Source organism: Streptomyces sp. NPDC033966 (genome assembly GCF_055575955.1).
Window position 1 is genome coordinate 168585 of record NZ_JBVIRQ010000013.1, and the last position, 26570, is coordinate 195154.

General features: G+C 74.5%; 28 protein-coding genes and 1 pseudogene. 16 read left to right on the forward strand and 13 right to left on the reverse strand.

The features are described from left to right. The 5 genes from hypB to hypE are packed head-to-tail and all read left to right on the forward strand — an operon-like array spanning position 1 to position 5796. Entirely contained in the window at positions 1–906 is a 906-nt protein-coding gene (gene hypB / locus ACZ518_RS31135; RefSeq protein ID WP_469116369.1) for a hydrogenase nickel incorporation protein HypB, read from the forward strand. Beyond that, a complete protein-coding gene (hypF, locus tag ACZ518_RS31140; protein WP_469116370.1) occupies positions 906–3311 on the forward strand; it encodes a carbamoyltransferase HypF in 2406 nt (801 codons plus the stop codon). The genes hypB and hypF overlap by 1 nt, the downstream gene beginning before the upstream one ends. After that, positions 3280–3612, forward strand: a complete 333-nt coding sequence (locus tag ACZ518_RS31145) for a HypC/HybG/HupF family hydrogenase formation chaperone (RefSeq protein ID WP_362464055.1) — start codon at positions 3280–3282, stop codon at positions 3610–3612. Before hypF ends, ACZ518_RS31145 begins: the two co-directional genes overlap by 32 nt. Next, positions 3609–4742, forward strand: a complete 1134-nt coding sequence (gene hypD, locus ACZ518_RS31150) for a hydrogenase formation protein HypD (RefSeq protein WP_469116371.1) — start codon at positions 3609–3611, stop codon at positions 4740–4742. Before ACZ518_RS31145 ends, hypD begins: the two co-directional genes overlap by 4 nt. Next, positions 4735–5796, forward strand: coding sequence for a hydrogenase expression/formation protein HypE (gene hypE, locus ACZ518_RS31155; protein ID WP_469116372.1), 1062 nt, complete (start codon positions 4735–4737; stop codon positions 5794–5796). The genes hypD and hypE overlap by 8 nt, the downstream gene beginning before the upstream one ends. Before the next feature lie 40 nt (positions 5797–5836). Here hypE and ACZ518_RS31160 read toward each other — a convergent pair whose 3' ends face one another. Continuing rightward, on the reverse strand, positions 5837–6676 hold the full coding sequence (locus ACZ518_RS31160) for a class II glutamine amidotransferase (RefSeq protein ID WP_469116373.1): 840 nt from the start codon (positions 6674–6676) through the stop codon (positions 5837–5839). A gap of 170 nt (positions 6677–6846) precedes the next feature. Between ACZ518_RS31160 and ACZ518_RS31165 the strand changes: the two genes are divergently transcribed. Genes ACZ518_RS31165 through ACZ518_RS31195 form a run of 7 tightly spaced genes read left to right on the forward strand, consistent with a single transcriptional unit; the run spans position 6847 to position 11130 of the window. After that, the gene (locus ACZ518_RS31165; RefSeq protein WP_469116374.1) at positions 6847–7311 is read left to right on the forward strand and encodes a hypothetical protein; all 465 of its coding nucleotides are present in this window, start codon (positions 6847–6849) and stop codon (positions 7309–7311) included. Then, a complete protein-coding gene (locus ACZ518_RS31170) occupies positions 7308–7592 on the forward strand; it encodes a monovalent cation/H+ antiporter complex subunit F (protein ID WP_469116375.1) in 285 nt (94 codons plus the stop codon). Before ACZ518_RS31165 ends, ACZ518_RS31170 begins: the two co-directional genes overlap by 4 nt. A 1-nt stretch (position 7593) precedes the next feature. Then, positions 7594–7929, forward strand: a complete 336-nt coding sequence (locus tag ACZ518_RS31175; protein WP_469116376.1) for a cation:proton antiporter — start codon at positions 7594–7596, stop codon at positions 7927–7929. Continuing rightward, positions 7922–8191, forward strand: a complete 270-nt coding sequence (locus tag ACZ518_RS31180) for a Na(+)/H(+) antiporter subunit B (protein ID WP_469116377.1) — start codon at positions 7922–7924, stop codon at positions 8189–8191. Before ACZ518_RS31175 ends, ACZ518_RS31180 begins: the two co-directional genes overlap by 8 nt. Beyond that, complete coding sequence (locus ACZ518_RS31185) at positions 8188–8970, forward strand: MnhB domain-containing protein (RefSeq protein WP_469116378.1); 783 nt, start codon at positions 8188–8190, stop codon at positions 8968–8970. The genes ACZ518_RS31180 and ACZ518_RS31185 overlap by 4 nt, the downstream gene beginning before the upstream one ends. Beyond that, entirely contained in the window at positions 8970–9317 is a 348-nt protein-coding gene (locus ACZ518_RS31190) for a sodium:proton antiporter (RefSeq protein ID WP_469116379.1), read from the forward strand. The genes ACZ518_RS31185 and ACZ518_RS31190 overlap by 1 nt, the downstream gene beginning before the upstream one ends. 4 nt (positions 9318–9321) lie before the next feature. Next, on the forward strand, positions 9322–11130 hold the full coding sequence (locus ACZ518_RS31195) for a complex I subunit 5 family protein (protein WP_469116380.1): 1809 nt from the start codon (positions 9322–9324) through the stop codon (positions 11128–11130). A gap of 15 nt (positions 11131–11145) precedes the next feature. Here ACZ518_RS31195 and ACZ518_RS31200 read toward each other — a convergent pair whose 3' ends face one another. The 5 genes and pseudogenes from ACZ518_RS31200 to ACZ518_RS31220 form a co-directional block, all read right to left on the reverse strand. Continuing rightward, positions 11146–11520 (reverse strand): low affinity iron permease family protein, encoded by a 375-nt coding sequence (locus ACZ518_RS31200; protein ID WP_469116381.1) that lies wholly within the window; start codon positions 11518–11520, stop codon positions 11146–11148. A gap of 79 nt (positions 11521–11599) precedes the next feature. Beyond that, positions 11600–11902, reverse strand: coding sequence for a DUF1876 domain-containing protein (locus ACZ518_RS31205; RefSeq protein ID WP_362464027.1), 303 nt, complete (start codon positions 11900–11902; stop codon positions 11600–11602). A gap of 42 nt (positions 11903–11944) precedes the next feature. Further along, positions 11945–13180 carry a cytochrome P450 gene (locus ACZ518_RS31210; protein WP_469116382.1) on the reverse strand — a complete coding sequence of 412 codons (1236 nt, stop codon included), beginning with the start codon at positions 13178–13180 and terminating at the stop codon, positions 11945–11947. After that, positions 13177–14463: a cytochrome P450 gene (locus ACZ518_RS31215; protein WP_469116383.1), complete on the reverse strand. Its 1287-nt coding sequence runs from the start codon at positions 14461–14463 to the stop codon at positions 13177–13179. Before ACZ518_RS31215 ends, ACZ518_RS31210 begins: the two co-directional genes overlap by 4 nt. A 355-nt stretch (positions 14464–14818) precedes the next feature. Next, positions 14819–15171: pseudogene (locus tag ACZ518_RS31220) on the reverse strand (protein kinase family protein); the annotation flags it as partial. Between the two features lie 105 nt (positions 15172–15276). On the opposite strand from ACZ518_RS31220, the gene ACZ518_RS31225 reads away from it, so the two are divergent. Continuing rightward, positions 15277–15753, forward strand: a complete 477-nt coding sequence (locus ACZ518_RS31225) for a DUF6193 family natural product biosynthesis protein (protein WP_469116384.1) — start codon at positions 15277–15279, stop codon at positions 15751–15753. A gap of 66 nt (positions 15754–15819) precedes the next feature. Here the strand turns inward: ACZ518_RS31225 and katG are convergent, their stop codons facing one another. After that, positions 15820–18051, reverse strand: coding sequence for a catalase/peroxidase HPI (gene katG, locus ACZ518_RS31230; protein ID WP_469116385.1), 2232 nt, complete (start codon positions 18049–18051; stop codon positions 15820–15822). A gap of 190 nt (positions 18052–18241) precedes the next feature. Between katG and ACZ518_RS31235 the strand changes: the two genes are divergently transcribed. Continuing rightward, entirely contained in the window at positions 18242–18655 is a 414-nt protein-coding gene (locus ACZ518_RS31235; protein ID WP_469116386.1) for a Fur family transcriptional regulator, read from the forward strand. A gap of 70 nt (positions 18656–18725) precedes the next feature. Here the strand turns inward: ACZ518_RS31235 and ACZ518_RS31240 are convergent, their stop codons facing one another. The 6 genes from ACZ518_RS31240 to ACZ518_RS31265 form a co-directional block, all read right to left on the reverse strand. After that, positions 18726–20234 carry a glycoside hydrolase family 18 protein gene (locus ACZ518_RS31240; RefSeq protein WP_469116387.1) on the reverse strand — a complete coding sequence of 503 codons (1509 nt, stop codon included), beginning with the start codon at positions 20232–20234 and terminating at the stop codon, positions 18726–18728. Between the two features lie 227 nt (positions 20235–20461). Further along, positions 20462–21052, reverse strand: coding sequence for an RICIN domain-containing protein (locus ACZ518_RS31245; protein ID WP_469116388.1), 591 nt, complete (start codon positions 21050–21052; stop codon positions 20462–20464). A 106-nt stretch (positions 21053–21158) separates the two neighbouring features. After that, positions 21159–21941: a 3-hydroxybutyrate dehydrogenase gene (locus tag ACZ518_RS31250; RefSeq protein ID WP_469116389.1), complete on the reverse strand. Its 783-nt coding sequence runs from the start codon at positions 21939–21941 to the stop codon at positions 21159–21161. A gap of 132 nt (positions 21942–22073) precedes the next feature. Next, positions 22074–22244 (reverse strand): hypothetical protein, encoded by a 171-nt coding sequence (locus tag ACZ518_RS31255; protein WP_007262051.1) that lies wholly within the window; start codon positions 22242–22244, stop codon positions 22074–22076. Between the two features lie 105 nt (positions 22245–22349). Then, complete coding sequence (locus ACZ518_RS31260; protein ID WP_469116390.1) at positions 22350–23921, reverse strand: alpha/beta hydrolase; 1572 nt, start codon at positions 23919–23921, stop codon at positions 22350–22352. A gap of 67 nt (positions 23922–23988) precedes the next feature. Beyond that, complete coding sequence (locus ACZ518_RS31265) at positions 23989–24951, reverse strand: AraC family transcriptional regulator (RefSeq protein WP_469116391.1); 963 nt, start codon at positions 24949–24951, stop codon at positions 23989–23991. Positions 24952–25052: 101 nt separating this feature from the next. Between ACZ518_RS31265 and ACZ518_RS31270 the strand changes: the two genes are divergently transcribed. Together ACZ518_RS31270 and ACZ518_RS31275 are read left to right on the forward strand one after the other, a co-directional pair. Next, positions 25053–25952 (forward strand): MBL fold metallo-hydrolase, encoded by a 900-nt coding sequence (locus ACZ518_RS31270; RefSeq protein ID WP_469116392.1) that lies wholly within the window; start codon positions 25053–25055, stop codon positions 25950–25952. 49 nt (positions 25953–26001) lie between these two features. Further along, on the forward strand, positions 26002–26526 hold the full coding sequence (locus ACZ518_RS31275; protein ID WP_469116393.1) for a GNAT family N-acetyltransferase: 525 nt from the start codon (positions 26002–26004) through the stop codon (positions 26524–26526). The last annotated feature ends 44 nt before the right edge of the window (positions 26527–26570 follow it).

Below are 26570 nucleotides of genomic sequence, written 5' to 3' on the forward strand. Positions count from 1 at the left end.
GTGTGCCGAGTGGTCGACCTGAGACAGGCGGTGCTCGCCAAGAACGACGGGGCCGCGCAGGCCCTGCGTGACGAACTCACCGCCCGCGGAACGGTGGTGGTCAACCTGCTCTCCAGCCCGGGCAGCGGGAAGACGGCCCTGCTGGAACGCGAACTGACCCTCGCCCGTGAGCGGGGCGTTCCCGTGGCCGCGCTGACGGCCGACCTCGCGACCGAGAACGACGCGGTACGGCTGGCCCGTTCGGGGGTGCCGGTCAAGCAGGTCCTCACCGACGGCCTCTGCCACCTGGAGGCCCACATGCTGGGCCGCCACCTCGACGGCTGGCTCCCCGAGGACACCCGGCTGCTCTTCGTCGAGAACGTCGGCAACCTGGTCTGCCCCGCCTCGTACGACCTCGGGGAGTCGCTCCGGGTGGTGCTCGCCTCGGTGACGGAGGGTGAGGACAAGCCGCTGAAGTACCCGACCGCCTTCGGGCTGGCGCAGCTCGTGCTGATCACCAAGACGGACATCGCGGAGGCCGTCGGGTTCGACGAGGCCGCCTTCCGCGCCCATGTCCAGCGGGTCAACCCCGGGGTGGAGGTGCTCCGCACCTCGTCCCGCTCGGCCGAAGGCACGGGCCTCCTCCTGACCCACGCCCTCCGCACCGCCGAAGGCACCCCGCCCCACACCCCGGTGATGTCCCACCAGCCCCACAGCCACGGCGGTCACGCCCCCACCCACGGCCCGGGCCACACCCACCCCGGTCCCGGCCACGCCCCCGGTGCAGGCCACGCCCCCGGTGCCGGCAACGCCCCCGGGCACACCCATGCCCCCGGGCACACCCACGGCCCCGGGCACGTCCACGGCCCGGGCGCGGGGTACGTACACGACCACGCCCCCACCCGCCCCGCACCGGAACCCCGCTGATGGAGGCTCCCGAACGCCGCCGAGTCACCGTCCGCGGCGTGGTGCAGGGCGTCGGCTTCCGCCCCTACGTGTACACCCGCGCCACCGGACTCGGTCTCGCCGGCCACGTCACCAACACCCCCGACGGCGTCGTCGCCGAGGTCGAGGGCGCCCCCGCAGCCGTCGCCGCGTTCTGCGAACGCCTCGCCGCCGACGCCCCGCCCCTGGCCGTCGTGGACGCCGTCGACCACCACACCCTGCCCCCCGTCGGCACCGCCGGACCGGGCGGCGCCGGCTTCGCCATCGTCCCCTCCCGCTCCGGCGGCCCCGCCCGCACCCTCGTCTCCCCGGACGTCGCCACCTGCGCCGACTGCCTCGCCGAACTCGCCGACCCGGCCGACCGCCGCCACCGCCACCCGTTCATCACCTGCACGCACTGCGGGCCCCGCTTCACCATCGTCACCGGACTCCCGTACGACCGGGCCCACACCACCATGGCCCGTTTCCCGATGTGCCCCGACTGCGCCCGCGAGTACGCCGACCCCGCCGACCGCCGCTTCCACGCCCAGCCCGTGGCCTGCCCGGCCTGCGGGCCCCGACTGCGCCTCCTCACCGGGACGCCGCCCCGCGAGCGCACCGCCGCCGACCCCGTCGCCGGGGCCCGCCGGCTCCTCGCCGAAGGGGCGGTCCTCGCCGTCAAGGGCCTCGGCGGCTACCACCTCGCCTGCGACGCCACCCGGCCCGCGGCCGTCGCCGAACTGCGCCGCCGCAAGGCCCGCGGGGACAAACCGTTCGCCCTGATGGCCCGCTCCCTCGCCGACGTCGGGCACCTCGCCGGGATCGGCCCCGCCGAGCGGGCCCTGCTCACCGGACCCGAGCGGCCCATCGTGCTGCTGCGCCGCCGCCCCGCGGCGGCCGCCGTCCTCGCCGCCGAAGTCGCCCCGGGCAGCCCCGACCTGGGCGTGATGCTCCCGTACACCCCCGTGCACCACCTGCTGCTGGGCCTGCCCGGCGACCCGCCCGGGCCGCGGCTGCTCGTGATGACCAGCGGAAACCTCTCCGGCGAGCCCATCGTCACCGACGACGCAGAGGCCCTGGAGCGCCTCGGCCGCCTCGCCGACGCCTGGCTCACCCACGACCGCCCCATCCACGTGCCCTGCGACGACTCCGTGGTGCGCGTCTGCGACGGCGAACCGCTGACCGTACGCCGCTCCCGGGGCCACGCCCCGCTGCCGATCACGCTGCCGCTGGACGTGCCGCCGACGCTGGCCGCCGGGGGCGACCTGAAGAACGCCTTCTGCCTCGGCGAGGGCCGCAAGGCCTGGCTGTCCGCGCACATCGGCGACATGGACGACCTGGCCACCCAGGCCGCCTTCGAACGCGCCGAGCGGCAGCTGGAGTCCATCACCGGAGTGGCACCCGCCCTGTTCGCCGCCGACCGCCACCCCGGCTACCGCTCCACGGCCTGGGCCGCCCGGCACGCCGGCGCCCGCCCCCTGGTCCGCGTCCAGCACCACCACGCGCACATCGCCTCCGCCATGGCCGAACACGGCCTGGACGGCGGGCGGCGCGTCATCGGGATCGCCTTCGACGGCACCGGCTACGGCGACGACGGAGCGGTCTGGGGCGGCGAGGTGCTGCTCGCCGACTACACCGGCCACACCCGCTTCGCGCACCTCGCGTACGTCCCCCTCCCCGGCGGCGACGCCACCGTGCGGCGCCCCTACCGGATGGCCGTGGCCCACCTGCGGGCCGCCGGCCTCGGCCGGACCCCGGACCTGCCCGCGGTGGCGGCCTGCCCGCCCGGCGAACTGCCCGTACTGGAACGCCAGCTGGAGCGGGGCCTGAACTGCGTGCCCACCTCCAGCATGGGACGCCTCTTCGACGCGGTCTCCTCCCTGGCCGGCGTCTGCCACCTCGCCGGGTACGAGGCGCAGGCCGCCGTCGAGCTGGAGGCGGCCGCCCTCGCGGCCCCCGCCGGGGACCCGCACCCCGGCTACCGGTTCGCCCTGCGCCCCCCGCCGCCCGGCACCCCGGGCCCGCACACCGCCGACCCGGCGCCGGTCCTCGCCGCCGTCGTCGCCGACGTACGGGCGGGCACCGCGCCCGGGCTCGTCGCGGCCCGCTTCCACACCGCGGTCGCCGCCCTCGTCACGGACGCCTGCCTCGCCGCCCGCGCGGCGCACGGCCTCGACACCGTCGCCCTGACCGGCGGCGTCATGGCGAACACCCTGCTCTCCGGCACCTGTTCACGGCTGCTGCGGGAACACGGCTTCACCGTACTGCGCCAGCACCGGGTCCCCCCGAACGACGGGGGACTGGCCCTCGGCCAGCTCATGGTGGCGGCGGCCACGGCAGGCCGCGCCACGGAACAACCACAGCAAGGAGGGGCCCATGTGCCTGGCGGTACCCGGCAGAGTGATTGACATCGGAGAGCGGGACGGCACCCGCATGGCCACCGTCGACTTCGGCGGCGTCGTCAAGGACGTGTGCCTGGAGTACCTGCCGGACCTGAGGGTCGGCGAGTACGCCATCGTCCACGTCGGCTTCGCCCTCCAGCGCCTGGACGAGGAGTCGGCGCTCAAGACCCTGGAGCTCTTCGCCGAACTCGGCATGCTCCAGGAGGAGTTCGGCGACCCCTGGGAGCAGGCCGCACAGTTCGGCGGCGCCCTGGAGCCGGGCACCCCCGACCCCGAAGACGTCCCGCGGGAGGCGGCGCAGCAGTGAAGTACATCGACGAGTTCCAGGACCCCGGCCTCGCCCGCCGGCTGCTCGACGACATCCACGCCACCGTCACCCGTCCCTGGGCGCTGATGGAGGTCTGCGGCGGCCAGACCCACACCATCATCCGGCACGGCATCGACCAGCTCCTCCCCGAACAGGTCGAGCTGATCCACGGGCCCGGCTGCCCGGTGTGCGTGACCCCGCTCGAAGTCATCGACAAGGCCCTGGAGATCGCCTCCCGCCCCGGCGTGATCTTCTGCTCCTTCGGCGACATGCTCCGCGTGCCCGGGACGGGCCGCGACCTCTTCCAGGTGCGCGGCGAGGGCGGCGACGTACGCGTCGTCTACTCCCCGCTCGACGCCCTGCGCATCGCCCGGCAGAACCCGGACCGCCAGGTGGTCTTCTTCGGCATCGGCTTCGAGACCACCGCACCGCCCAACGCCATGACGGTGTACCAGGCGAAGAAGCACGGCATCACCAACTTCAGCCTGCTCGTCTCCCACGTCCGGGTCCCCCCGGCCATCGAGGCGATCATGAACTCGCCGAGCTGCCGGGTCCAGGCCTTCCTCGCCGCCGGGCACGTGTGCAGCGTGATGGGCACCGCCGAGTACCCCCGGCTCGCCGCCCGCCACCGGGTCCCCATCGTGGTCACCGGATTCGAGCCGCTCGACATCCTGGAGGGCGTACGGCGGGCCGTGCGGCAGCTGGAGCGCGGCGAGCACACCGTCGACAACGCCTACGCGCGCGCCGTCCGCCCCGAGGGCAACCCGGCCGCCCTCGCCATGCTGGAGGACGTCTTCGAGGTCACCGACCGCGCCTGGCGCGGCATCGGCGTCATCCCCGCCAGCGGCTGGCGGCTGTCGGCCCGCTACCGGGACTTCGACGCCGAACACCGCTTCTCGGTGACCGGCATCGACACCCGCGAGCCGGCCGCCTGCCGCAGCGGCGAGGTCCTCCAGGGCCTGATCAAGCCGCACGAGTGCGAGGCCTTCGGCAAGACCTGCACCCCGCGCACCCCGCTCGGCGCCACCATGGTCTCCAGCGAGGGCGCCTGCGCCGCGTACTACCTCTACCGGCGCCTGGAGATCCCGACCGCAAAGACGGCACCGCTGGAGGCGACCCCCGTTGTCTGACACCGCACTGGACGTCCAGGGCTGGACCTGCCCGGCCCCCCTGCGCGACCACCCCCGCGTGGTGATGGGCCACGGCGGCGGGGGCGCCCTCTCCGCCGAACTCGTCCGGCACGTCTTCGCCCCCGCCTTCGGCGGCGAGGTGCTCGCACAGCTCGGCGACTCCGCGACCCTGACCCTGGGCGGGGCCCGGCTGGCCTTCTCCACGGACTCGTACGTGGTGCGCCCGCTGTTCTTCCCCGGCGGCAGCATCGGCGACCTCGCGGTCAACGGAACCGTCAACGACCTCGCCATGAGCGGGGCCGTGGCCGCGTACCTGTCCTGCGGGTTCATCCTGGAGGAGGGCGTCGAGACCGCCACGGTGGGCCGCGTCGCCGAAGCCCTCGGCGCGGCCGCACGCGCGGCCGGCGTGGAGGTGGCGACCGGGGACACCAAGGTCGTCGAAGTGGGCCACGGCGACGGCGTGTACATCAACACCTCCGGCATCGGGCTCGTCCCCGACGGCGTGGACCTGCGGCCGCAGCGGGTCGTACCGGGCGACGTGGTCATCGTCAGCGGGGACATCGGGCTGCACGGAGTGGCCATCATGAGCGTCCGCGAGGGCCTCGGCTTCGAGGCGGACATCGCCAGCGACTGCGCGGCCCTGGGCGGCCTCGTGCAGTCGATGCTCGCCGTCACCCCCGACCTGCACGTGCTGCGCGACCCCACCCGCGGCGGCCTGGCCGCCGCCCTCAACGAGATCGCGGCCGCCTCCGGCACCGGAGTGGCCGTCCAGGAGGGCCGGGTGCCGGTCCCCGAGGCCGTGCGCAACGCCTGCGCGATCCTCGGGCTCGACCCGTTCTACGTGGCCAACGAGGGCAAGCTCGTCGCGTTCGTCCCCCGCGAGCACGCCGACGCCGTCCTCGACGCCATGCGGGCCCACCCGTTGGGCCGGCGGGCGGCGGTGATCGGCGAGGCGGTCGAGGACCACCCCGGACTGGTCGTGGCCCGTACGGGCCTCGGCGGCACGCGCGTGGTCGACCTGCCGATCGGGGAGCAGCTGCCCAGGATCTGCTGACACCGGCCCGCCGGGGACCCCCGGGGCGGGCGCGGCGGGGTCAGGGCAGCTCGGGGATGAAGGGCAGGTAGTCCTCCGGGCCGTCCCACGGCACCACCGCGTAGCTCGCCTCGGGCAGTTCGTTCCACACGCCGGGGAGGTCTCCGAGCGGCTCGGAGACCACCAGCCGCGTCTCGTCGGACACCGAGCGCAGGTACGGCAGCTCCGGGTACAGCTGGCGCACCGTCTCGGCGCGGCTGCTGTAGTACAGCGAACGGGACCTGCCCTGGCTGGAGTAGCGGAACGCCCACACGCGCTCGCCCTCGCTGACCGCCACCGTCATCTGGAGCGGGTCCGCGACCCCGTGCTCCTTGCCGAGCCGTTCCACCAGGCCCGCCATCCGGGCGACCGCGCCGGGCGGGTCCTGGTCGAGGCCGAAGGTGACGGCCAGGTAGAACATCACCTCGGAGTCCGTCGAACCCTCGATGCAGGGGAACAGTGCCGGGTCCACGGCCATGCACAGGTCGCGCTGGAGCCGGTGGAAGTCGGTGATCGAACCGTTGTGCATCCACAGCCAGCGGCCGTGCCGGAAGGGATGGCAGTTGGTCTGCTGGATCGCCGAACCCGTGGAGGCGCGGACGTGCGCGAAGAACAGCGGCGACCGCACGTGCGAGGCCAGCTCCCGCAGGTTCCGGTTGTTCCAGGCCGGGCCGATGTCCCGGAACACCGCGGGGGTGCCGTCACCGTCGGTGCTGTACCAGCCGATGCCGAAGCCGTCCCCGTTGGTGGACTCCACGCCCATCCGCGCGTGCAGGCTCTGGTCGATCAGCGAGTGTTCCGGCTGGTACAGGACGGCGTCGAGGAGCATCGGGGAGCCGGAGTAGGCGAGCCATCGGCACATGTGCACCATCCCTCTCGTGCGCCACTCCGTCCGAGCCTAACGCCCCATGCGAGCGCACCGCCTCCCGTTGCGCCGGGCGGGTGGCATCGCCCGAGTCGGCCGCCGCACCGCCGCGCGCGGCGCCCGGATGCCGCGAACCTGTCCCTGCGGACCGGGGAAGGGAGCGGCGGGTGAAGAGCAGGGCGGTCGAATTCCTCCTCTGGTGGGCGGCGCTCACGGGCGTCGCACTGCTCGCGATCACCACCCTGGACCCCGTGGAAGTGCTGGTGGCGGCCGTCGGTGCGGCCGGGGCCGGCTGGGGGGCGGGCCGGCTGCGCCGGGCGGCAGGCGTACGGATCAGCGGCGCCGCCGGAGCCGCGCGCGCGGTCCTGGCGCTGCCGCTCGGCGCCCTCAGGGGCCTCGTCACCCTCGTCCGGCTCCCGGCCGCCCGGCCCGGGGCCCGCAGAGGCCGGATCCGCACCGTGCGGCTGCGCGAGGGAGCCGACCCGGGATGGGCCGGGGTCCTGCTGGGCTGGTCCGCCGACACCTGCGTCGTCGACCTCCCCGAGGGACGCCCGAGCGCCGTCGTGCACACGTTCGCCGCCACCCCCGGCGGGCCGGAGCGGGCGCTGGACCGCCGAGGGGGCGCGCGGTGAGCCCCGTACCGGCCGCCACCTGGTCGGCGGCCGCCCTGGTGCTGCTCGCCGCCGTCTGGCCGGCCTGCCTGTGGGCGGCGGCCCGGGGCAGCGCGGTGCGCCGCCTGGCCGGGCTGTGCCTGGCGGGCACGGCCACCGGGGCGCTCCTCCTGCTGCTGCCCATGGCCTACGGCCGCTCCTCGTACCAGGACCTCGCCCTCGTGTTCGCGGTGCTCTCCCCGGCCGGGGTGCTGGTCTTCACCCGGATCGCCGGATCCGGTCCCTCCGACGGGGACGGCTGAGATGTCCGGGGCGGAGACCGCGCACCTCGCGGCCCACGTCCTGCTCTGGGCCGGAGCGGGCTGCTTCCTCGTGTCCGCGGCGGCCCTGGCGTTCCTGCCCGGGGGCCTGGCCCGGCTGCACGCCCTGGCCCCGGCGGCCGGCCTCGGCACACCGCTGATCGCCTGCGCCGTGGCCCTGGAGCAGGGCATCGGACGTGCCGCCGGCAAAACCCTCCTCATCGGCCTGCTCCTCTCCGCCGGATCCACGGTGACCACCATCGCCGTCGCCAGGGCCACCGCGGGCGAGGACGAGGAGCACGCCCGGCAGCACCAAGGAGGCCCGGCCCGGCATGGATGACGCCCTGACCACCACCGCCCTGCTCCTCGTCGTCGCCGCCGCCACCCTCGCCGTGTTCTGCCGCGAGCCCGTACGGCAGGCCGTGGCGCTCGCCGTCCTGGGCCTCGCGCTGACCCTGCTGTTCCTCGTGCTCCAGGCCCCGGACGTGGCGCTGTCCCAACTCGCCGTCGGCACGGCGCTCACCCCGCTGCTGATCCTGCTCACGGCCCGCAAGGTCCGCCGCCCGCCCGCCGGGCGGAGCGAACGGGAGGACCGGCCGTGAAGGCGCGCGCCCGGGGCGCCCTCCTCGGCGGCGCCGGCGCCGTCCTCGCCGCGTTCTTCGCCGCCGCCTGCCGGGACCTGCCCGCCTTCGGCACCGACCGCCACCCCTACGGGGACCGCGCCGTCGCCGCCGCCCTCGCCCACCGCACGGCCAACACGGTCTCCGCAGTGAACTTCGACCTGCGGGCCCTCGACACCCTCGGTGAGCAGTCGATCCTCTTCGTCACCGTCCTCGGCTCCACCCTGCTGCTGCGCCTGGCCCGTGACGAACACCGCGAACCGCCCCGCACCGAACGCGCCCTGCCCACCACCCGGCTCTTCGGCGCCGTCCTGCTGCCCGTCGCCCTGGTCACCGGCGTGTACGTGGTGGCACACGGGCAGCTCACCCCCGGCGGCGGCTTCCAGGGCGGAGTGGTCCTGGCCACCGCCCTCCACCTGGCCTACCTCGCGGCCGACTACCGGGTCCTCGAACGGGTCCGTCCGCTCGCCGCCCTCGACGCCGCGGACGCCCTCGCCGCGCTGTCCTTCACCGTGCTGGGCCTGGCCGGCCTCGCGGCGGGCGGGGCCTTCCTGGAGAACGTGCTCCCGCTCGGCACGTTCAACACGCTCACCTCGGGCGGGACGGTCCCGCTCCTCAACCTCGCCGTGGGCATCGAGGTCGGCTCCGGGCTGATCGTGCTGCTCGCCCACTTCCTCGACCAGGCCGTCGAGATCACCGAACCGGGCGACGGACGGCCCCGCCGCCCGCCCGCCCCCGACCCGCAGGAGGAAGCGCGCTGATGGGCGTCCTGCCGTTCCTGGCCGCCGGATGGGTGCTCCTGACCGCCCTGTACGGCCTGGTCACCAGCCGCAACCTCATCCACGCCGTCGGCTGCCTCGCCGTCGCCCAGTCCTCCACCTACCTGATGCTGCTCGGCGTCGGATACCGGCGCGGCGCCACCGCTCCCGTCTTCGGAGACCTCCGGCCCGGCAGCAGGCCCGTCGTCGACCCCGTCGTCCAGGCCCTGACCCTCACCGACATCGTCGTCGGCGCCACCGTCACCGCCCTGCTGCTCGCCCTCACCATCCAACTGCGCAAACGCCACGGCACCGTCGACCCGCAGGCGCTCACCGCGCTCCGGGGCTGACCGCGTGCCGGCGGCCCAGACCCTCCTCCCGCTCGCCGTCGCCGTCCCGCTGGCAGGCGCCGCCCTGCTGGCCGTGGCGGGCCGCCGGCTGCCCAGGCTCGGCTGCGACCTGCTCGCCACCACGACCGCCGCCGCCTGCCTCGGTGTCCTCGTGCTGCTCTGGCCGCACACCGGGCACCGGGCGGGCGTCCGGGTCGGCGGGGTCCCCGCGCCCGTCGGGATCGTCCTGACGGCCGACCCCCTCGGCGCCGGCCTGGCGCTGCTCGCCGCCGTGCTCGTCCTGGCCGTCATCGTGTACTCCTGGCGCTACTTCGACGAGCCCTCCGGGGACCGGGCCGGGACCTTCCCCGCGCTGATCCTGCTCTTCGAAGCCGGCATGACCGGCTTCGCCCTCACCGCCGACCTGTTCAACGCCTTCGTCTTCTTCGAGCTGATGAGCGTGGCCGCCTACGCCCTCACCGGCTACCGCATCGAGGACCCCCGCCCGCTCCAGGGCGCCCTCACCTTCGGCATCGTCACCTCCTTCGCCGCCTACGGCTGCCTCCTGGGCATCGCCCTGCTGTACGCCCGCACCGGCGAGCTGAACCTCGCCCGGCTCGGCGAACGGCTCGCGGGCGAACGGGCCGACGCCCTCACCGTCGTCGCCTTCGTCCTCGTGACCACCGCCTTCCTGGTGAAGGCCGCCGCCGCCCCCTTCCACTTCTGGCTGCCCGACGCGCACGCCGTGGCGCCGACCCCGGTGTGCATGCTGATGTCCGGGGTGATGGTGGAGCTGGGCGTGTACGGGGCCGCGCGCGTCTACTGGACCGTGTTCGCCGGCCCCGGCGGCATCCCGCACGGCGCCTTCCGCACCACCCTCGTCACCGTCGGGGTGGCCACCGCCCTGCTGGGCGCGCTGATGTGCTGGCCACAGCGGCACCTCAAGCGGATGCTGGCCTTCTCCACCGTCAGCCACGTCGGACTGTTCCTCATCGGCGTCGCCCTGCTCACTCCGGCCGGCACCGCCGCCACGGCCGTGTACGTCGCCGGGCACGGCTGCGCGAAGGCGGCGCTGTTCGCGCTGAGCGGGGTGCTCCTCGACCAGTACGGCTCGGTCGACGAGCACGGCCTCCACGGAAAGGCGCGCGGCCACCGCGTCCTCGGCGTGCTCTTCGTCCTCGGAGCCCTCGCCCTGGCCGGCCTGCCGCCCTTCGGCGCGGGCCTCGGCAAGGCCCTCGGCGAGGAGGCGGCGGGCCATGCGCTGACCCCGGTCTTCCTCGTCACCTCGGCCGTCACGGGCGCCACCCTGCTGCGGGCCGCCGCCCGGATCTTCCTCGGCGCGGGCCCGCCACCGCGCCCGGGCCCGCGCGACGCCGAGACCACGGGGGAGGGGGAGGAACCCGAGGTCCGAACCGCCCGGCGCTCCCCGCACCCGCCCATGGTGGCCGTACCGGCCGTCCTGCTGCTCCTCGGCCTGCTCGTCGGCGTCGTTCCGGCCGTCGCGGAGAGCCTGGGCCACGGGGCGCGGCTCTTCACGGACCCGGCCGGATACGCCGCCGCCGCGGGCGGCACCGGCCGGGCGGACGCGGCGGCGGGGGAGTCCGTCGCCACGGCCTGGACCCCGGCCGGCATCGGGCTCGGCCTGGCCTCCGTGGCCCTCGCCCTCCTGATCGCCGCCACCGCCGTACGCGGCCCCGGCGGGACCCCGCGCAGGGCCGCGGCCGCGCTGCTGCTGCCGCTGCGCCGGCTGCATTCGGGGCTGCTCGGCGACTACCTGGCCTGGCTGGCGGTGGGCATGGCCGCGCTCCTGGTCGCCGTCGCCGTCCAGATGTGAGGCCGAAAGACACGGTCAGAGGCGCTCTTCCATCCGGATCGCCGACTCCAGGTCCTCGTGCGCCTCGCTCTCCTTGCCCTCCTGTTCCTTCAGGAGCGCCGCGGCGATCGCGTCGAGCTTGCGCTGGATGGCGTGCTCGGCGCGCCGTTCGGCGTTCTTCAGCAGGGCCAGCAGCAGCAGGGACACCGCGCCGATCGAGTCGCCCACCAGGTGCTGCCAGTCCGTGGAAAGTCCCAGCACGTGCACGACGAGGAAACCGGCCACCAGGGCCACGCACAGGACGGAGAAGACGGCGGAACTGGTGAAATTCGAGGCGAGCTCGGCCAGCCGCTCGAAGCGGCCGGCCCGCCCGCCGTCCTTGCTCTTCTCCGACGGATGACGGAAGACCATGCCGGGCGCCTGCCCGGCACGGCCCGCCGCACACCTCCCGGTCCCACACCCCCCGGCCGGCCGCCTCCCCGCCGACCGCCTACCGACCGCCGCCCGAGTCGTCCGGCCAGCCGTACCCGGTGCGCGGCGCCTGCGGTACGGCGCCCAGCGCGGCCAGGTCCTTGTCGGCGGCCCGGCTCAGCTGGCCGGCCAGGTCGCGCATCGCCCGGCTCGCCGCCAGCTCGTCACCGATCGCGGGGACCTCCACGTCCTGCGGATTGCACCGCGCCCGGCCCCGCCCGACCAGTGTGTCCTTCCCGGTCTCCAGCACCGCCCGGGCCTTGGTCGTACCGTCCTCCTCGATGAGGTAGACGCCGACCTTCCATTCCTCGGCGTGTGACATGGCGTGCCTCCTGACCTCCCGGAGCCTCCTGCTACCAGGGTCTCACCAGGACACGTACAGTTCCTCCGGCGACCGGTGGATCAGGGTGGGACGCATGCGCGGCGGCCGCTCCCCCTCCAGCCGCAGCCCCGGCAGGCGGCGGACGAACAGGTCGAGGGTCAGGTGCAGTTGCTCGCGGGCCAGCCGGGAGCCGGGGCAGCCGTGGGGCCCGTACCCGAAGGCCAGGTGGGGCCGGGCGGAGGCCCCGCGGCCGATGTCGAACGCGTCGGCGCGCTCGTGGCGCCGCCCGTCGCGGTTGGCCGACCCGTACGCCACCAGCACGGTCGCCCCGGCCGGCAGCCTGGTCCCGGCCAGCGTCACCGGACGGGTGGTCCGGCGCCGGAAGGCCTGCACGGCCGCGTCGTGGCGCGCGGCCTCCTCCACCGCCGCCGGGACCAGGGACGGGTCGTCGCGGAGCATCCGCCACTGCCGCCGGTCGGAGAGCAGGTGCATCAGGGCGGTGGCGATGAGGGCGCTGGTGGTGAGGAAGCCGGCGATCAGCAGGTTCTGCAGGTTCGCCACCAGCTCGTGGCGCTGCTCGGCGGTCAGCTCCCCGGTCCCCGGGGCCAGGGCCGCCACCATCGCCGAGCAGAGGTCGTCCCGGGGCCGCTCGCGCCGGGCGCACACGTATCCGTCCAGCAGGCGCTGCAGCGCCACCACGTCCTCGGCGGCGGCCACCTGCTGCTGCGGCGACAGCGGCCGGAACAGCAGCTCCTCCGCCCGGTAGCCGCCGTGCACGGCGGCCGGCACGTCCGCCGGGTCCAGCCCGATCAGCCGCCCGATCACCTGCCCCGGCAGCTGCCGGGCGTACGCCCCCACCAGCTCGGCCGGCCCGTACGCGGGCAGGCCGTCCACCAGCTCCCGCGCGCAGTCGCGGGCGTGGGGGAGCAGCGCCGCCACCCGGGCGGAGTTCAGCCCCCGGTTCAGCGGGGCCCGGTGCCGCCGGTGGGCGGCGCCGTCCGAGGAGACGACGGTGGGCCGCGGCCCGAACCCGCCCGCCAGGACACGGAGGACGGCGTCAGGGAGCGCGACGTCGGGGGTCAGCGCGTTCACGGAGGAGAAGTCCTCGGCGCGCAGCAGCACCTCCCGCACGTCCCGGTCGCGCGCCACCAGCCAGGCGTCGAACGCGGGCAGGTACGTCAGCCCCTCGGTCCGGCGGGCCCGGGCGTACAGCGGGTACGGGTCGCGGTACAGCTCGTCGCGCCAGGCGTGTCCCGGCGCCCGCCCGGGCAGGGTCACACGGGCCTCCCCTGGGGTGCGGGGGCGAGGCGGGCCGGGGCGGGGCCGTCCGGCCGGACCGTGATGCTGTACGCCGCCCCGGTGGGGACGGAGTCGAACACCGGCACGTGGCGGGGCAGCAGCAGCTCCAGCAGGGCGGTCGACTCGCGCAGGGCGAACTGCGTGCCGAGGCAGGCCCGGGGGCCCATGCCGAACGGCAGGTAGGACCCCTGCCGGGAGGGCCGGCCGCCCGGGGCGGTGAACCGCCCCGGGTCGAAGCGCTCGGGGTCCGGCCACAGCTCCGGGTCGCGGTGCGTGAGGTACGGGCAGACCAGCAGGTCCGTCCCCGCCGGGACGGCGTGGCCGGCGACGGTGTCGGCCACGGCCGCGTGCCGGGGCAGGATCCAGGCCGACGGATAGAGCCGCAGCGTCTCGCTGACCAGCGCCTGCACGGCCTCCCGGCGCTCAGGCGAGCCCTCCGGCCCGGCGGCGAGGGCCTCCTCGCGTGCCGAGGGATGGCGGTCGAGGAGCAGGTACAGCCAGGTCAGGGTGGTGGCGGTGGTCTCGTGCCCGGCGACCAGCAGCGTGACGAGCTCGTCGCGCAGCAACCGGTCCGTGTACTCCGGGTACGTCTCGGAGGCGTCCACCAGCACCTGGAGCAGCCCCGGACCCTCCGGGCCCGACTCGCGGTCCCGGGCGGCGGCCACGGCCTGCCGGGCGACCGCGTCGATCCGGGCGAGGTCGGCGGCCACCGACCCCCGGGCCTCGACCTCGTCGGCCGGCAGGCTCGGCAGCGCCGCCACCACGGCCGCCACGGCGGTGAGTTCCCGCGCGGTGGCGTCGTCCAGGGGCTGCCCGGTGAGCGCGCGCCAGATGGTGTCCAGGGCGAAGCGGCGCATCTCCTCGCCGACGTCGAAGACCTCCCCGCTGCGCGCGTACCCGGCCCAGCGCTCCGCCGTGGTGCGGGCCGCCGCGGCGATCCGCCGCTCGTAGCGGCGCATGCCCGTACCGGTGAACTGCGACTGGAGCAGCCTCCGTTGCCGCTTCCACGCCTCCCCCGTCGCCGCCAGGAGCCCGTCACCGATCAGCAGGCGGGCCCGGTGGGAGCGCTTGACGTACCCGTCGGGGTTGCGGGCCAGTACGTGCTGCACGGCCTCCGGCCCGGTCACCAGCACGGTGGGTTCCGGCCCGATCCGCACCGCGGCGAGGCCGCCGAGCCGCTCGCGGGCCAGGCCCAGCAGCTCGATCAGCCCGCCCCCTCCGGCCCGCCACCGCTCGACGTCGGCGGCGTCGAGCTCGGGCACCGGCAGACCCCCTCCGGAAGCCCCTCCCTGGGCGGGCTGCCCGGTAACGGCGTGTGTGGCCAAGGCTGTTCTCCTGTCCGGCAGAGGTCGGGCAGCACGGACTGTACGCGGGCACGGGCCGGCGTACGAGGGAGCCTTGAGCCGACCTCGAATGGCCAACACGCCGTCGGCAGCTGCTGCGGCTGCTGCGGCTGCTGCGGCTACTGCGGCGACCAGCGCTGCGAGGGGTTGCCGTTGCAGGAGTTCGCGACCAGGCCGCTGCTCATGCCCAGGTCGAGGCAGCCGCCGTTCCAGTCGTTGCGGACGGTGCCGCCCGAACCCGTGCGCCAGGTCCGGGCGAGGTCCTCGCCGCAGTCGCCCACGAAGACGCGGCCTCCCGCAGCAGCAGCCACAGCGCCCGCGCGGGCAGTGGCCCGCCGTTCAGGGCGAGGGCCTCGCGCAGGGTGAGCCCGGGTATGCAGGCCGTGGCGAACCACGGGGGGTTCGCGGTGCGGTCGCTGTCGAGCAGCGGGGCGGTGGCCTTCTCCGGGAGCCGGGCGAGGTTGTCGAGCTCGTGCCCGAAGCGGCGCCGGACGTCCTCGTCCTCGCCGACGACCGAGGCGAGGAGCTGTTTGACGGCGACGTACCGTCCGTCCAGGACCCCGAGGTACACCCGCCCCATGCCGCCAGTGCCGTACGCCCGATCAGCCGCGGGTCGTCCGCCTCCAGCGGCTCCGCCCCGCTTCCCCTCAGCTCTCACACGTGTGCCCCGTCGCCCCGTCGGAAATCGAATGAGTTCTGGCAAGTCACCCGACGCGGAGGCATACTTCAGCGGTGATCCCCGACGAGTTCCGGCCCATCGGGCGCGGCCACCCGGACTGCCCTCCGCTCCCCGGACGCGTCGACCTGGCCGCGGCCCACCGGCTCGGACCGGCCGCCGCCGTCGAGGCGAAGTGGGAGCACGTGGCCCGGTCCTGGGAGTGGTCGGCCGCGTACGCCGTGGTCCGCAGCCCCGGCAGGGTCTACCCCCGCATCGTCGAGCTCGTCGCGGCGGCCCGCGCCGTCCCGGAGCTGGGGCGGCTGTACCCGTACACCAGCCACATGATCCTGAAGTTCAGCTCGACCACCACGATCCCCTACGAGGTGCGGCTGCCCTCCGTCGAGCCGCTGGCCGACGGGCGGTTCCGGGTCCGCCACCGGAGCGGCGTCGGAGACTTCGGCACCACCCGGGAGGCGCTGGCCCTCGTACTGGCCCACGCCCCGGCCGGCCTCGGCCCCGCCGTCGTGGGCGAGGGCTTCCCCGGGCGGTAGGCCCCGGGCGGCACGACGCCCCGGGCCGGCCGGCCCGGGGCGTCGCCGTCACACCGCTCGGAGAGCTCAGACCAGGTCGAACCGGTCCAGGTCCATGACCTTGCTCCACGCGGCGGCGAAGTCCTCCACGAACTTGCGCCGCGCGTCGTCGCTCGCGTAGACCTCGGCCACCGCCCGGAGCTCGGAGTTCGAGCCGAAGACGAGGTCGGCGCGGGTGCCGGTCCACTTCAGGGCGCCCGTCGCGGCGTCGCGGCCCTCGAAGGTGTTCTGGTCCGCGGAGGCGGGCTGCCACGTGGTGCCCAGGTCGAGCAGGTTGACGAAGAAGTCGTTCGTCAGCGTGCCGGGGGCATCGGTGAACACGCCCAGCTCGGACTGCTGGTGGTTCGCGCCCAGCACGCGCAGACCGCCGACCAGGACGGTCAGCTCGGGGGCCGACAGGTTCAGCAGGTTCGCCCGGTCGACCAGCAGGTACTCGGCCGGCAGACGGCTGCCCTTGCCGAGGTAGTTGCGGAAGCCGTCGGCGGCGGGCTCCAGCGCCGCGAAGGACTCGACGTCGGTCTGCTCCTGGGAGGCGTCCACGCGGCCCGGGGTGAAGGACACCTCGACCTCGTGCCCGGCGTCCTTGGCGGCCTGCTCGACGGCGGCGGTGCCGGCCAGGACGATCAGGTCGGCGAGGGAGACCCGCTTGCCGCCGGTCTGGGCGGAGTTGAAGGACTCCCGGACGCCTTCCAGGACGCGCAGCACCGCGGCGAGCTGGTCGGGCTCGTTGACCTCCCACCCGGCCTGCGGCTGCAGGCGGATGCGGGCGCCGTTGGCGCCGCCGCGCTTGTCGCTGCCGCGGAAGGACGAGGCAGCCGACCACGCCACGGAGACCAGCTGGGACACCGTCAGGTCCGAGCCGAGGATCCGCTCCTTGAGGGAGGCGATGTCCGCGGCGTCGATCACCTCGTGGTCGAGGGCCGGCAGCGGGTCCTGCCACAGCAGGGTCTCGGACGGGACCTCGGGGCCGAGGTAGCGCACGACGGGGCCCAGGTCGCGGTGGGTCAGCTTGAACCAGGCGCGGGCGAAGGCGTCCGCGAACTGGTCGGGGTTCTCCAGGAACCGGCGGGAGATCTGCTCGTAGGCCGGGTCGAAGCGCAGCGAGAGGTCCGTCGTCAGCATCGTCGGCGCGTGGCTCTTGGACGGGTCGTGGGCGTCCGGGATGGTGCCGGCGCCCGCGCCGTCCTTGGCGACCCACTGCTGTGCGCCGGCCGGGCTGGTGGTCAGCTCGTACTCGAAGCCGAAGAGGTTCTCGAAGAAGTTGTTGCTCCACCGCGTCGGCGTCGTGGTCCAGGTGACCTCGAGGCCGCTGGTGATGGTGTCGGCGCCCTTGCCGGAGCCGTACGTGCTCTGCCAGCCGAGGCCCTGGGCCTCCAGCGGGGCGGCCTCGGGGTCGTTGCCGACGTGGTCGGCCGGGCCCGCGCCGTGGGTCTTGCCGAAGGTGTGGCCGCCGGCTATCAGGGCGACCGTCTCCTCGTCGTTCATCGCCATCCGGCGGAACGTCTCGCGGATGTCGCGGGCCGCGGCGAGCGGGTCCGGGTTGCCGTTCGGGCCCTCGGGGTTGACGTAGATCAGGCCCATCTGGACGGCGCCGAGCGGGCCTTCGAGCTCGCGGTCGCCGGTGTAGCGCTGGTCGTCCAGCCAGGTGGTCTCGGGACCCCAGTAGACGTCCTCGTCGGGCTCCCACACGTCGGCGCGGCCGCCGGCGAAGCCGAAGGTCTCGAAGCCCATCGATTCGAGGGCGACGTTGCCCGCGAGGATGAGGAGGTCGGCCCACGACAGGCTCTGGCCGTACTTCTTCTTCACGGGCCACAGCAGCCGGCGGGCCTTGTCGAGGTTGGCGTTGTCCGGCCAGCTGTTCAGCGGCGCGAAGCGCTGCTGGCCGGCGCCGGCACCGCCGCGGCCGTCGCTGATCCGGTAGGTGCCGGCGCTGTGCCAGGCCATCCGGATCATGAACGGGCCGTAGTGGCCGAAGTCGGCCGGCCACCAGTCCTGCGAGGTGGTCAGGACCTCCTCGATGTCCCGCTTCACGGCCGGGAGGTCGAGGGTCCTGAAGGCCTCGGCGTAGTCGAACCCCTCGCCGAGCGGGTTGGCCACGGCGGGGTTCTTGGCGAGGATCTTCAGATTGAGGCGCTCGGGCCACCACTGGCGGTTTCCGCCGCCCTGGGTGGGATGGGGGGCGCGCTCGTGCGCGACCGGGCAGCCGCCCGCACCCCGTGCTTCGGCGTCTGCGACGACTGCGTCATGGTTCTCAGACATGCAAATCCTTCCGGACCAGGCGGATCACGCTGTTCAGGAACGGTCTTCTCAACCCTTGGCTATCAACGCGTCAGATCCTACGATTGACAGAGTCCAAGTCAAGAAGCAGACCAAGCCCGGATCCCGGCCGTTCCAAGGAAGCGCCGTCGGGGCCCCGGGCGGCCCGTCGAACCTGAGAGGGTGAGCCGACATGAGCGACCTGCTGGAACGGCTGCGCAGGCGCGGCTGGCGGATGACGTCCCAGAGGCGTGTCGTCGCGGAGGTCCTGGACGGCGACCACGTGCACCTCACCGCCGACGAGGTGCACGCCCGTGCCGTGGACCGGCTCCCCGAGATCTCCCGCGCCACCGTATACAACGCCCTGGGCGAGCTGGTCGCCCTCGGGGAGGTGGCGGAGGTCTCCACCGACGGCCGGGCGAAGCGCTACGACCCCAACGCGCACCACCCGCACCACCACCTCGTCTGCTCCGGCTGCGGCATGATCCGGGACGTCCACCCCGCCGGGAACCCCCTCGTCGACCTCCCGGCGGACGAGCGCTTCGGCTTCTCGGTGTCCGGGGCCGAGATCACCTACCGGGGGCTGTGCCCGTCCTGCGCCGGCTGACGTCCCGCCCGGTTGGGCCCGGCACTCCACCGGGGCTCCACCGGCACTCCGGCGGAGCCCCGGCGGCTTCCTAGCGGTACGCCGCGAACGCCTTCGTGAAGGCCAGCGGCTCCTGGAGGACGGAGCTGCAGGTGGCGTCCGCGTGGCCCAGGGCGCCCGCCGCGCACTGGCGGTCGCGCGCCGACGACCACATCGCCAGCCGCCCGATCCCCTTCGCCTGGGCGAAGCGCACGAGCTCCGTCGCGTCCGCCACGCCGAAGACCTCGGCGGCCACGTCGTTGACCCCGATCATCGGGGTGACCGCCACCGCCTTCCAGGCCGCCGCGTCGGAGAGCCCGAGCACGCCCTTGAGCTGGGCCTGCGTCGCGGTCGCCGCCTGGACGGCGTACTGGCCCATGTCCCCGGAGTACGCCGGCCCGTAGTCCATCGCCATGATGTTCACGGCGCCGATCCGTACGCCGTTCTTCGCGGCGTCCGCCAGCAGGGCCACCCCCGGCTGGGTCAGCCCCTCCGGCATCACCGGCAGGGTGAACGCCACGTCGAGGCCCGGGTGGGACTTCTGCAGCCGGGCTATCGCCTGCGCGCGGCGGGTGTTGGCGGCGGTGTCCGGCAGGGCGGCGCCCTCGATGTCGAAGTCGACCTTGGTGAGCCGGTAGGCGTCGACCACCTTCCCGTACGCGGCGGCCAGCTCGTCGACGGTGGCGCAGTTCAGCGCCAGCTCGCGCCCGGCGGCGCCGCCGAACGACACCCGCACGTCGCCGCCCGCCTTGCGCAGCGCGCCGATCTGCGCCGCGACCTTGTCGTCCGCGAGCTGTGCGACCCCGCCCCACAGCGGTGAGCAGCCGCCGCCGGCGGTGACGAAGGCGAGGTGGAACTCCTTGACGCCGGTCCTGGCCGCGGTGTCGAGGAGGTCGTACGCGGGGTACAGCGAGGTGTCCACGTACGGGGCGAACCGCGCGCCGCCGGCGGGGGCGCCGGTCGGCGCGGGCGTCGGCGCGGGGGAGGGCGGGACCACCGGGGTGGCGGTGGGGGTGCCGGTGGCGGTGGCCGTCGGCGCGGCGGTGGGCGTCGCGGTCGGCGCCGTCGTCGGCGCCGTCGTCGGCCGGCCGCTCGGCAGCGGCGTGGCGCCCTGGTCCACCGAGCACTTCACGGCGTTGATCAGGCAGTGGGTGGGGTCGCCCGGCGTCCCCGCGCCCGCGCCGCTCGCCACGAACCCGACGGTGACCGACGCACCCGGCGCCAGCACCCCGTTCCAGGAGGCGGGCTTTACCGTGACGCGCTGCCCGTCGACGGTGTGGGTCCCGTTCCACAGCGAGCCGATCCGCACCCCCGCCGGCAGGTCGAACTGGAGCGTCCAGCCGGCCAGTTCCCGGCCGGTGCCGTTGGTGATCACGTACTGCGCCGTGTAACCGCCGCTCCAGGAACTGGACTTGGTGTACACCGCCCCGACGGACGTGGCCTGGGCCGTACCGGTGAACGCGAAGGCCGCGCCCCCCAGCACCGCCGCCACGACGACCGCCCCCGCGGCCTTCGCCCTGCCGCTCGCCCTGCGCCGGTGCCCGCCCGTGCTGCTGCCCATGGAGTGCCTGCCTTCGTATGACCGGGGAGTTGGGTACGCGGCAGCACGCTAGCCGCCCGGAAACGGACATTCGTTCGCTTCGGGGCGCCATCGGCGAACCTTAGGTTCCGCTTAAGGCAGCGGAAAGGACGGCCTCAGGAAAGGACCCGCCCGCCGGTAGCACGCGGAACGCGGCACGGCGGGCCCTCCGCCGTGCCGCCTCCCGTGCCACTCGCGGTGACCCGTGCTCAGCCGATCTGGTCGTAGTCGTACTGCTGCTTGTACTGCGGGGCCCAGACCTCGGGCCAGGGGGTGCTGGTGCTGCCGCAGGCGCCCAGGACCACGGGGGCGCGGCGGCCGGTGTCCCGGATGCACTGCCCCGTGCTCGCCTCGACGATCTCCCAGCGGTTCGGGTTGGCGTCCGTGTCCCGGTGCCTCCAGGTGAAGGTGGAGCAGCCCCGGCCGGCGGCCAGGACCATCGCCGTGCCGGGCGCGGTGCCGCCGCCCTGCGTGCTCAGGCAGTAGACGCCGAAGGCGCCGATGGTGAAGTTGCCGTTGCCCGCGTGCTGGAAGTGGAAGCGCTGGTGCAGCGCCTCCTTGCAGTCGAAGGTCTGGATGATCGTCCCCTCCCGGGGACGCCCGCCGCCGCGGATGTCGAGGCACTTCCCGCTGACCGCGGCCCTCAGCTCGTAGATGGCCGCGTCGTGGAAACTGGTCGTGTACCGGATGCCGGGGTTCTCGGCCGCCCGCGCCGGCGACGTGGGCAGCAGCAGGACCAGCAGACCCATCAGGGCGGCCACCGCGCCGTGCCCGCCGAGCCTGCCCAACTTTCGCACCACTTGCTCTCTCCTGTCGTCAGAACGTCCTTGACGCGGAGAACGTAACGAGAGCTGCCGGACACCCGGTACCCGCCCGTTCAGGGGGGTACGGGCCCGGGCATCCGGGTCAGGCGGCGGTCCAGCCGCCGTCCATGGGCACCGAGGTGCCGGTGACGTGGCCCGTGTGCGGGCCGCAGAGCCACAGGGCGACCGCCGCGACCTCCTCCGGCTCGATCAGCCGCTTGATCGCGGAACCCCGCAGCAGCACCTCGGAGACCACCCGGGAGGCGGGGATGCCGTGCGCCTCGGCCTGGGCGGCGATCTGCCGCTCCACCAGCGGGGTGCGCACGTAGCCGGGGCTCACGCAGTTGCTCGTCACCCCGTGCGGGGCGCCCTCCAGGGCGGTGACCTTGCTGAGCCCCTCCAGCGCGTGCTTGGCGGCCACGTACCCGGATTTGAAGGCGCTGGCGCGCAGCCCGTGGACGCTGGAGATGTTGACGACGCGTCCCCAGCCACGCCCGTACATGTACGGCAGGGTCCGCCGCAGCAGCAGGAACGGGGCGGTGACCATGACCCTCTGGATCAGCTCGAACCGCTCGGGCGGGAAGTCCTCGATGGCCGCCACGTGCTGGAGCCCGGCGTTGTTGACGAGGACGTCGGCCTCGGCGGGCAGCCGGCCGATCGCCTCGGGGTCGGCGAGGTCGGCGGAATGGGCCCGCCCGCCGACGAGCTCCGCCACCGCCCCGGCGGCCCGCGCGTCCACGTCCACGACGTGCACGAAGGCCCCCGCGCCGGCGAGCGCCACCGCGCAGGCCCGCCCGATGCCGCTGCCGCCGCCGGTCACCAGGGCCACGCGCCCCGCAAGGACGGACGCCGTTCCACCGGATGAGGTGCTGATCTCGCTGGTCATGCCCCGAACGTTAAGGACGTGCGCGACCCCGTGCCGATGTGCGCCGCCGCCACACTCGGCGGCCGTGCTGTGGCGGCGGGCACCACAGGGGGCCGGCCCGGGGCGCTGTCGGCGTACCCCGGGCCGCCCCTCCTACTGGTGGGGGCGCCAGTTCGGCAGGCCGGCCGACGAAGGACGCCAGGCCATCACCTGCGCCAGGTGGCGAAGGATCTCCTCCGCCTCCCGTCGGACCTGACCGGGTACGTCGCCGCGCTCGCGTACGAGCTGGGCGTAGATCGGCGCATCACTGCTGGTGCTGCTCACTTAGGATTCACTCCCCTGAAGCCGGCACCGCGGGCCGGGCGGCACAAGTGTAGGCGGCGGCCTGGCGGCAGCCGAACAGAGGTCGGTACGGGCGGAGATGGGCGCTCACGAGCACTGGGTCCCGTCCGCCGGAGCGGTGCCGCCGATGAGGAACGCGTCGACGGCCTTGGTGGCGCAGGAGTTCTTGCCGTAGGTGCCGTGCCCCTCGCCCTTGACGGTGAGGTTGACGCCGACGCCCCGGCCGAGCGAGTCCGCCATGCGCTTCGCGCCCGCGACGGGGGTGGCCGGGTCGCCCGTGTTGCCTATCACCACGATCGGGGCCGCGCCCTCGGCGGAGACCTGCGGCTTGTCGGAGGTGCCGCGGACCGGCCACTGGGAGCAGCCGAGCAGGCCCTCCGCCATCTCCGGCCCGAACACCGGGGAGGCGGTGCGGTAGGCGGGCTCCTGCGCCGTCTTCTCCTCGACGGTGTACCGGCGGCTGGTGTCGACGCAGTTGATCGCCGCCTGCGCGGCGTTCGAGTTGTCGTAGTGCCCGTCCTCGCCGCGCCCGCTGTAGGAGTCCGCGAGCAGCAGCAGGAGGTTCCCCGTGCCCAGCTGGCGCAGCTCGCCGAGGCCCTGGACGAGGTACTCCCAGGCCTCCTTGTCGTAGAGGCTGGCGGCGATGCCGGTGAGCGCGAGGTCGGAGGTCAGCTTGCGGCCGCTGTCCGTGGCCGCGGGCTTCGCCTTCAGCTTCTCCAGCAGCTCGTTGATCCGCTTGTTGCCCTCGGCGTCGCTCGGCCCGGTCGGACAGTTGGCGGTGTACTTGTCACGGCAGTACTTCATGGCGTGCTCCAGCGCCAGCTGGAAGCCCTTGGCCTGGCCGAGACCGGCCTGGACCTGGTCCGCCGTGGGGTCGACGACGGCGTCGAACACGGTGCGGCCGACGTTCTTCGGGAACAGGTGGGCGTACACGCCGCCCAGCTGCGTGCCGTACGAGATGCCGAAGTAGTTCAGCTTCTGGTCGCCGAGGACCTGGCGCATCAGGTCCATGTCGCGGGCCGTGTCGGCCGTGCCGACGTGCGGGAGCAGCTTCGCGGACTTCTGCTTGCAGGCGTCGGTGAACTTCTTGATGTCGTCGAGGGTGTTGCCGGAGCCGGGGTCCTCGTCGAGCGTCTTGTCGTCCAGGCAGAGGACCGGGGCGCTGTTGCCCACGCCGCGCGGGTCGAAGCTGACCAGGTCGTAGACCGCGCCCAGCTTCTTGTACTCGTCCGCCGCCTGCGGGAGCGTCTGGACGCCGGAGGCGCCGGGGCCGCCGAAGTTGTAGACCAGGGAGCCGATCCGCTTGCCGGCGTCGGTGGCCTTCTTGCGGATCAGGGCCACGTCGATGGTCTCGCCGGCCGGCTTGGCGTAGTCGAGCGGCGCCTTCATGCTCGCGCAGTCCCACGCCGCGCCCGGGGCCTTGCCGCCGCCCTGGGCCGCCGACGGCGCCGGGCAGGTCCGCCACTCGGGCTTCTGCCCGGTCAGGGAAGCGGGCAGTGCGGGCAGCGGGGCGGGCGCCGTGGCGGTGGCCGGTCCCGAGGGCTTCGCCTGCGCCGGAGCCTTCGCATCGCTGCCGCAGGCCGCCAGGGCGGGGACCGCCAGCAAGGAGGCGGCGGCCAGGGCCGCCGCCCGGACGGGGCGGCGTATGAGGTGGGGCATGCGTGGGCTCCTGCGCGGTTCGGAGGGCATGGGCAAACGAAGGACAAAGTGTAGGGGCGGATTCCGGTCAGTCTTCCCCGGGGTCCCGGGCCTGGCCGGCGGGCTCCGCGCCGGCCGCCCCCCGGGCCCGGTACCGGCCCGGGGTCGTACCGAACGCTCGGCTGAAGGCGTGCGACAGGGCGTACGGCGTGCCGTAGCCGACCCGGCGCGCCACGGCGGCCAGCGGATCCTCGGTGTCGCGCAGGTGGGCGGCGGCGAGGTTCAGCCGCCACCAGGTGAGGTACGTCATCGGCGGCCGCCCCACCAGGGCCGTGAACCGCCGCGCCAGCGTGGGGCGGGACACGCCCGCCGCGGCGGCCAGCCGCTCGTTGGTCCACGGGGCCGCCGGGTCGGCGTGCAGCGCCCGCAGCGCGGCGGCCGTCACCGGGTCCCCCAGCACGGCCGGCCAGCTGCCCGCCGTGCCCTCGGCGGTCAGCCAGGAGCGGATCATGTAGACGAGGAGCAGGTCGAGCAGGCTGGGCACCGCGACACCGGCCCCCGGCCGCTGCCCGCCCAGCTCGCGGCCCAGCAGGTCGATCGCGGAGCGCAGCTCGGGGTGGCTGCCCACCCGGTTCGGCAGGTGCACCACCGGCGGCAGCTCGGCCATCAGCGGATGCGCCCGGCTGCGGTCGAGCCGGTATTTGCCGCACAGCATCTCCACCGCGCCGGCGCCGTCGCCCTGCGGCCCGGGCCGCTGCCATCCCGCCCTCACCGATTCGAACGGCACCGCCCGCGCCACGGCCCGTGCATCGGCGGGGGCGTCCGCGATCACGTGCCCCGTACCGTGCGGGAGCAGCACCGTGTCACCCGCGCCCAGCGACACGGGCGGGCCGCCGTCGGGCAGCAGCCAGCAGCCGCCCTCCAGGACGACGTGGAAACCGGCGCCGTCGTACGGGGCGAACCGCACGCACCAGCTGCCGTCCACCCGCATCCGGTCGGACGAGGGCCTGCCGACCCGTACGGCCGAGATCGCGTCGCTCACCACATCCACCGCGCCAGCCTATCCAGAGGGCCGGAGGTGAGCCGCTCGCGTATTCCGAAGAGCGTCCGGAGCATTGAGCCGCTCACCGGGTCCTTCGTACAGTGACGATCATGGAGAACGCGAACGGCAGCAGCATGGTGCTCGGCGACGTCGAGGTCATCCGGGTGATCGAGTGGCAGGGGCCCTTCGGCCCCGTGCGGGACCTGGTCCCCGAGGCGGGGGAGCGGATGTGGAAGGACAACGAGCACTGGCTGGCCCCCGACCACATGGGGGCGGAGGACGGCCGGGCGGTGATGGCCCTGCAGACCTGGGTCCTGCGCAGCGGCGGCACCACCGTCGTGGTGGACACCGGAGTGGGCAACGGGCGCGAGCGCCCGAGCGCCCCGCTGTTCCACCGGCGGGAGGGCGACTTCCTCGGGGCCATGGCCCGGGCGGGCGTGGACCCCCGCGACGTCGACTACGTCGTCAACACGCACCTGCACGCCGACCACGTCGGCTGGAACACCGTCGATGCCGCCGGGGAGTGGATACCCGCCTTCCCCAACGCCCGCTACCTCATCCCGGCCGCCGACGACCACCACTTCGGCCCGCGCGGCGGGTACGCCAAGGGGGTGCGGGAGGACGACCGGCTGATCTACGAGGACAGCGTCGCGCCCGTGCACCGGGCCGGTCAGGCCGTGCTCTGGGAGGGGTCCCACCGCATCGACGAGCACCTCACCCTGGAGGCCGCCCCGGGCCACACGCCCGGCTCGTCGGTGCTGCGGCTGGCCTCCGGCGCCGACCGGGCCGTCTTCGTCGGCGACCTCGTCCACAGCCCGGTCCAGATCCTCGCCCCCTCCTGCAACAGCTGCTTCTGCGCGGACCCGCGGCAGGCCGCCGCCACGCGCCGACAGGTCCTCGGCCGGGCCGCGGAGCTGCGGGAACTGGTGGTGCCCGCCCACTTCGGCGGTGGGGGAGCCGTGGAGGTCCGCCGGGAGGGAGAGGGCTTCGGCATCAGCCGGTGGGCGTGATCCGAACCGGATTGCGGAGCCGGATCACCGGACTGTTACGGTCCGGGGTATGCCCGAACTGGTCGCCCCCACCCCCCGCCTGCATTCCTCCTGGCTCTGCGCGCAGGAGGAATGGGGACCCGACGCCCACATGGACGGGGCCGGGCTCGGCTCCGCCGACGACGTCACGACCCCGCGGGGTTTCGCCGACTGGACCGACAAGCTGCGCCGCCAGGCCGACCGCACGGCACCCGTGGAGCAGGGCCGGGTCCACGCCACCTACTGGTGGATCACCGAGGGCGACACCTACCTCGGCGCCATCGACCTGCGGCACTACCTGAACGCCTTCCTGCTCGACGCGGGCGGCCACATCGGCTACAGCGTCCGGCCCTCGGCGCGCGGGCGCGGCCTGGCCACCTGGGCCCTGGGCGAGGCCCTGCACGAGGCGCGGCTGCTCGGCATGGACCGGGTCCTGCTCACCTGCGACCCCGGCAACGAGGCATCCACCCGCACCATCGAGCGGGGCGGCGGCGTCCTGGAGGACGTACGGGAGACCCTGGTCGGCCCCAAGCGCCGCTACTGGATCAACCTCTGACGCGAGCGGCACGCGCATCCGGCGCCGGCCCGGAGAGGCCTCAG

What these genes read in the sequence shown, in the direction of transcription:
- hypF (WP_469116370.1), top strand. Translation starts at nt 906, where the DNA reads ATGGAGGCTCCCGAACGCCGCCGAGTCACCGTCCGCGGCGTGGTGCAG.
- ACZ518_RS31145 (WP_362464055.1), top strand. Translation starts at nt 3,280, where the DNA reads ATGTGCCTGGCGGTACCCGGCAGAGTGATTGACATCGGAGAGCGGGAC.
- ACZ518_RS31160 (WP_469116373.1), bottom strand. Translation starts at nt 6,676, where the DNA reads ATGTGCCGATGGCTCGCCTACTCCGGCTCCCCGATGCTCCTCGACGCC.
- ACZ518_RS31175 (WP_469116376.1), top strand. Translation starts at nt 7,594, where the DNA reads ATGTCCGGGGCGGAGACCGCGCACCTCGCGGCCCACGTCCTGCTCTGG.
- ACZ518_RS31180 (WP_469116377.1), top strand. Translation starts at nt 7,922, where the DNA reads ATGGATGACGCCCTGACCACCACCGCCCTGCTCCTCGTCGTCGCCGCC.
- ACZ518_RS31190 (WP_469116379.1), top strand. Translation starts at nt 8,970, where the DNA reads ATGGGCGTCCTGCCGTTCCTGGCCGCCGGATGGGTGCTCCTGACCGCC.
- ACZ518_RS31200 (WP_469116381.1), bottom strand. Translation starts at nt 11,520, where the DNA reads ATGGTCTTCCGTCATCCGTCGGAGAAGAGCAAGGACGGCGGGCGGGCC.
- ACZ518_RS31205 (WP_362464027.1), bottom strand. Translation starts at nt 11,902, where the DNA reads ATGTCACACGCCGAGGAATGGAAGGTCGGCGTCTACCTCATCGAGGAG.
- katG (WP_469116385.1), bottom strand. Translation starts at nt 18,051, where the DNA reads ATGTCTGAGAACCATGACGCAGTCGTCGCAGACGCCGAAGCACGGGGT.
- ACZ518_RS31235 (WP_469116386.1), top strand. Translation starts at nt 18,242, where the DNA reads ATGAGCGACCTGCTGGAACGGCTGCGCAGGCGCGGCTGGCGGATGACG.
- ACZ518_RS31240 (WP_469116387.1), bottom strand. Translation starts at nt 20,234, where the DNA reads ATGGGCAGCAGCACGGGCGGGCACCGGCGCAGGGCGAGCGGCAGGGCG.
- ACZ518_RS31250 (WP_469116389.1), bottom strand. Translation starts at nt 21,941, where the DNA reads ATGACCAGCGAGATCAGCACCTCATCCGGTGGAACGGCGTCCGTCCTT.
- ACZ518_RS31260 (WP_469116390.1), bottom strand. Translation starts at nt 23,921, where the DNA reads ATGCCCCACCTCATACGCCGCCCCGTCCGGGCGGCGGCCCTGGCCGCC.
- ACZ518_RS31270 (WP_469116392.1), top strand. Translation starts at nt 25,053, where the DNA reads ATGGAGAACGCGAACGGCAGCAGCATGGTGCTCGGCGACGTCGAGGTC.
- ACZ518_RS31275 (WP_469116393.1), top strand. Translation starts at nt 26,002, where the DNA reads ATGCCCGAACTGGTCGCCCCCACCCCCCGCCTGCATTCCTCCTGGCTC.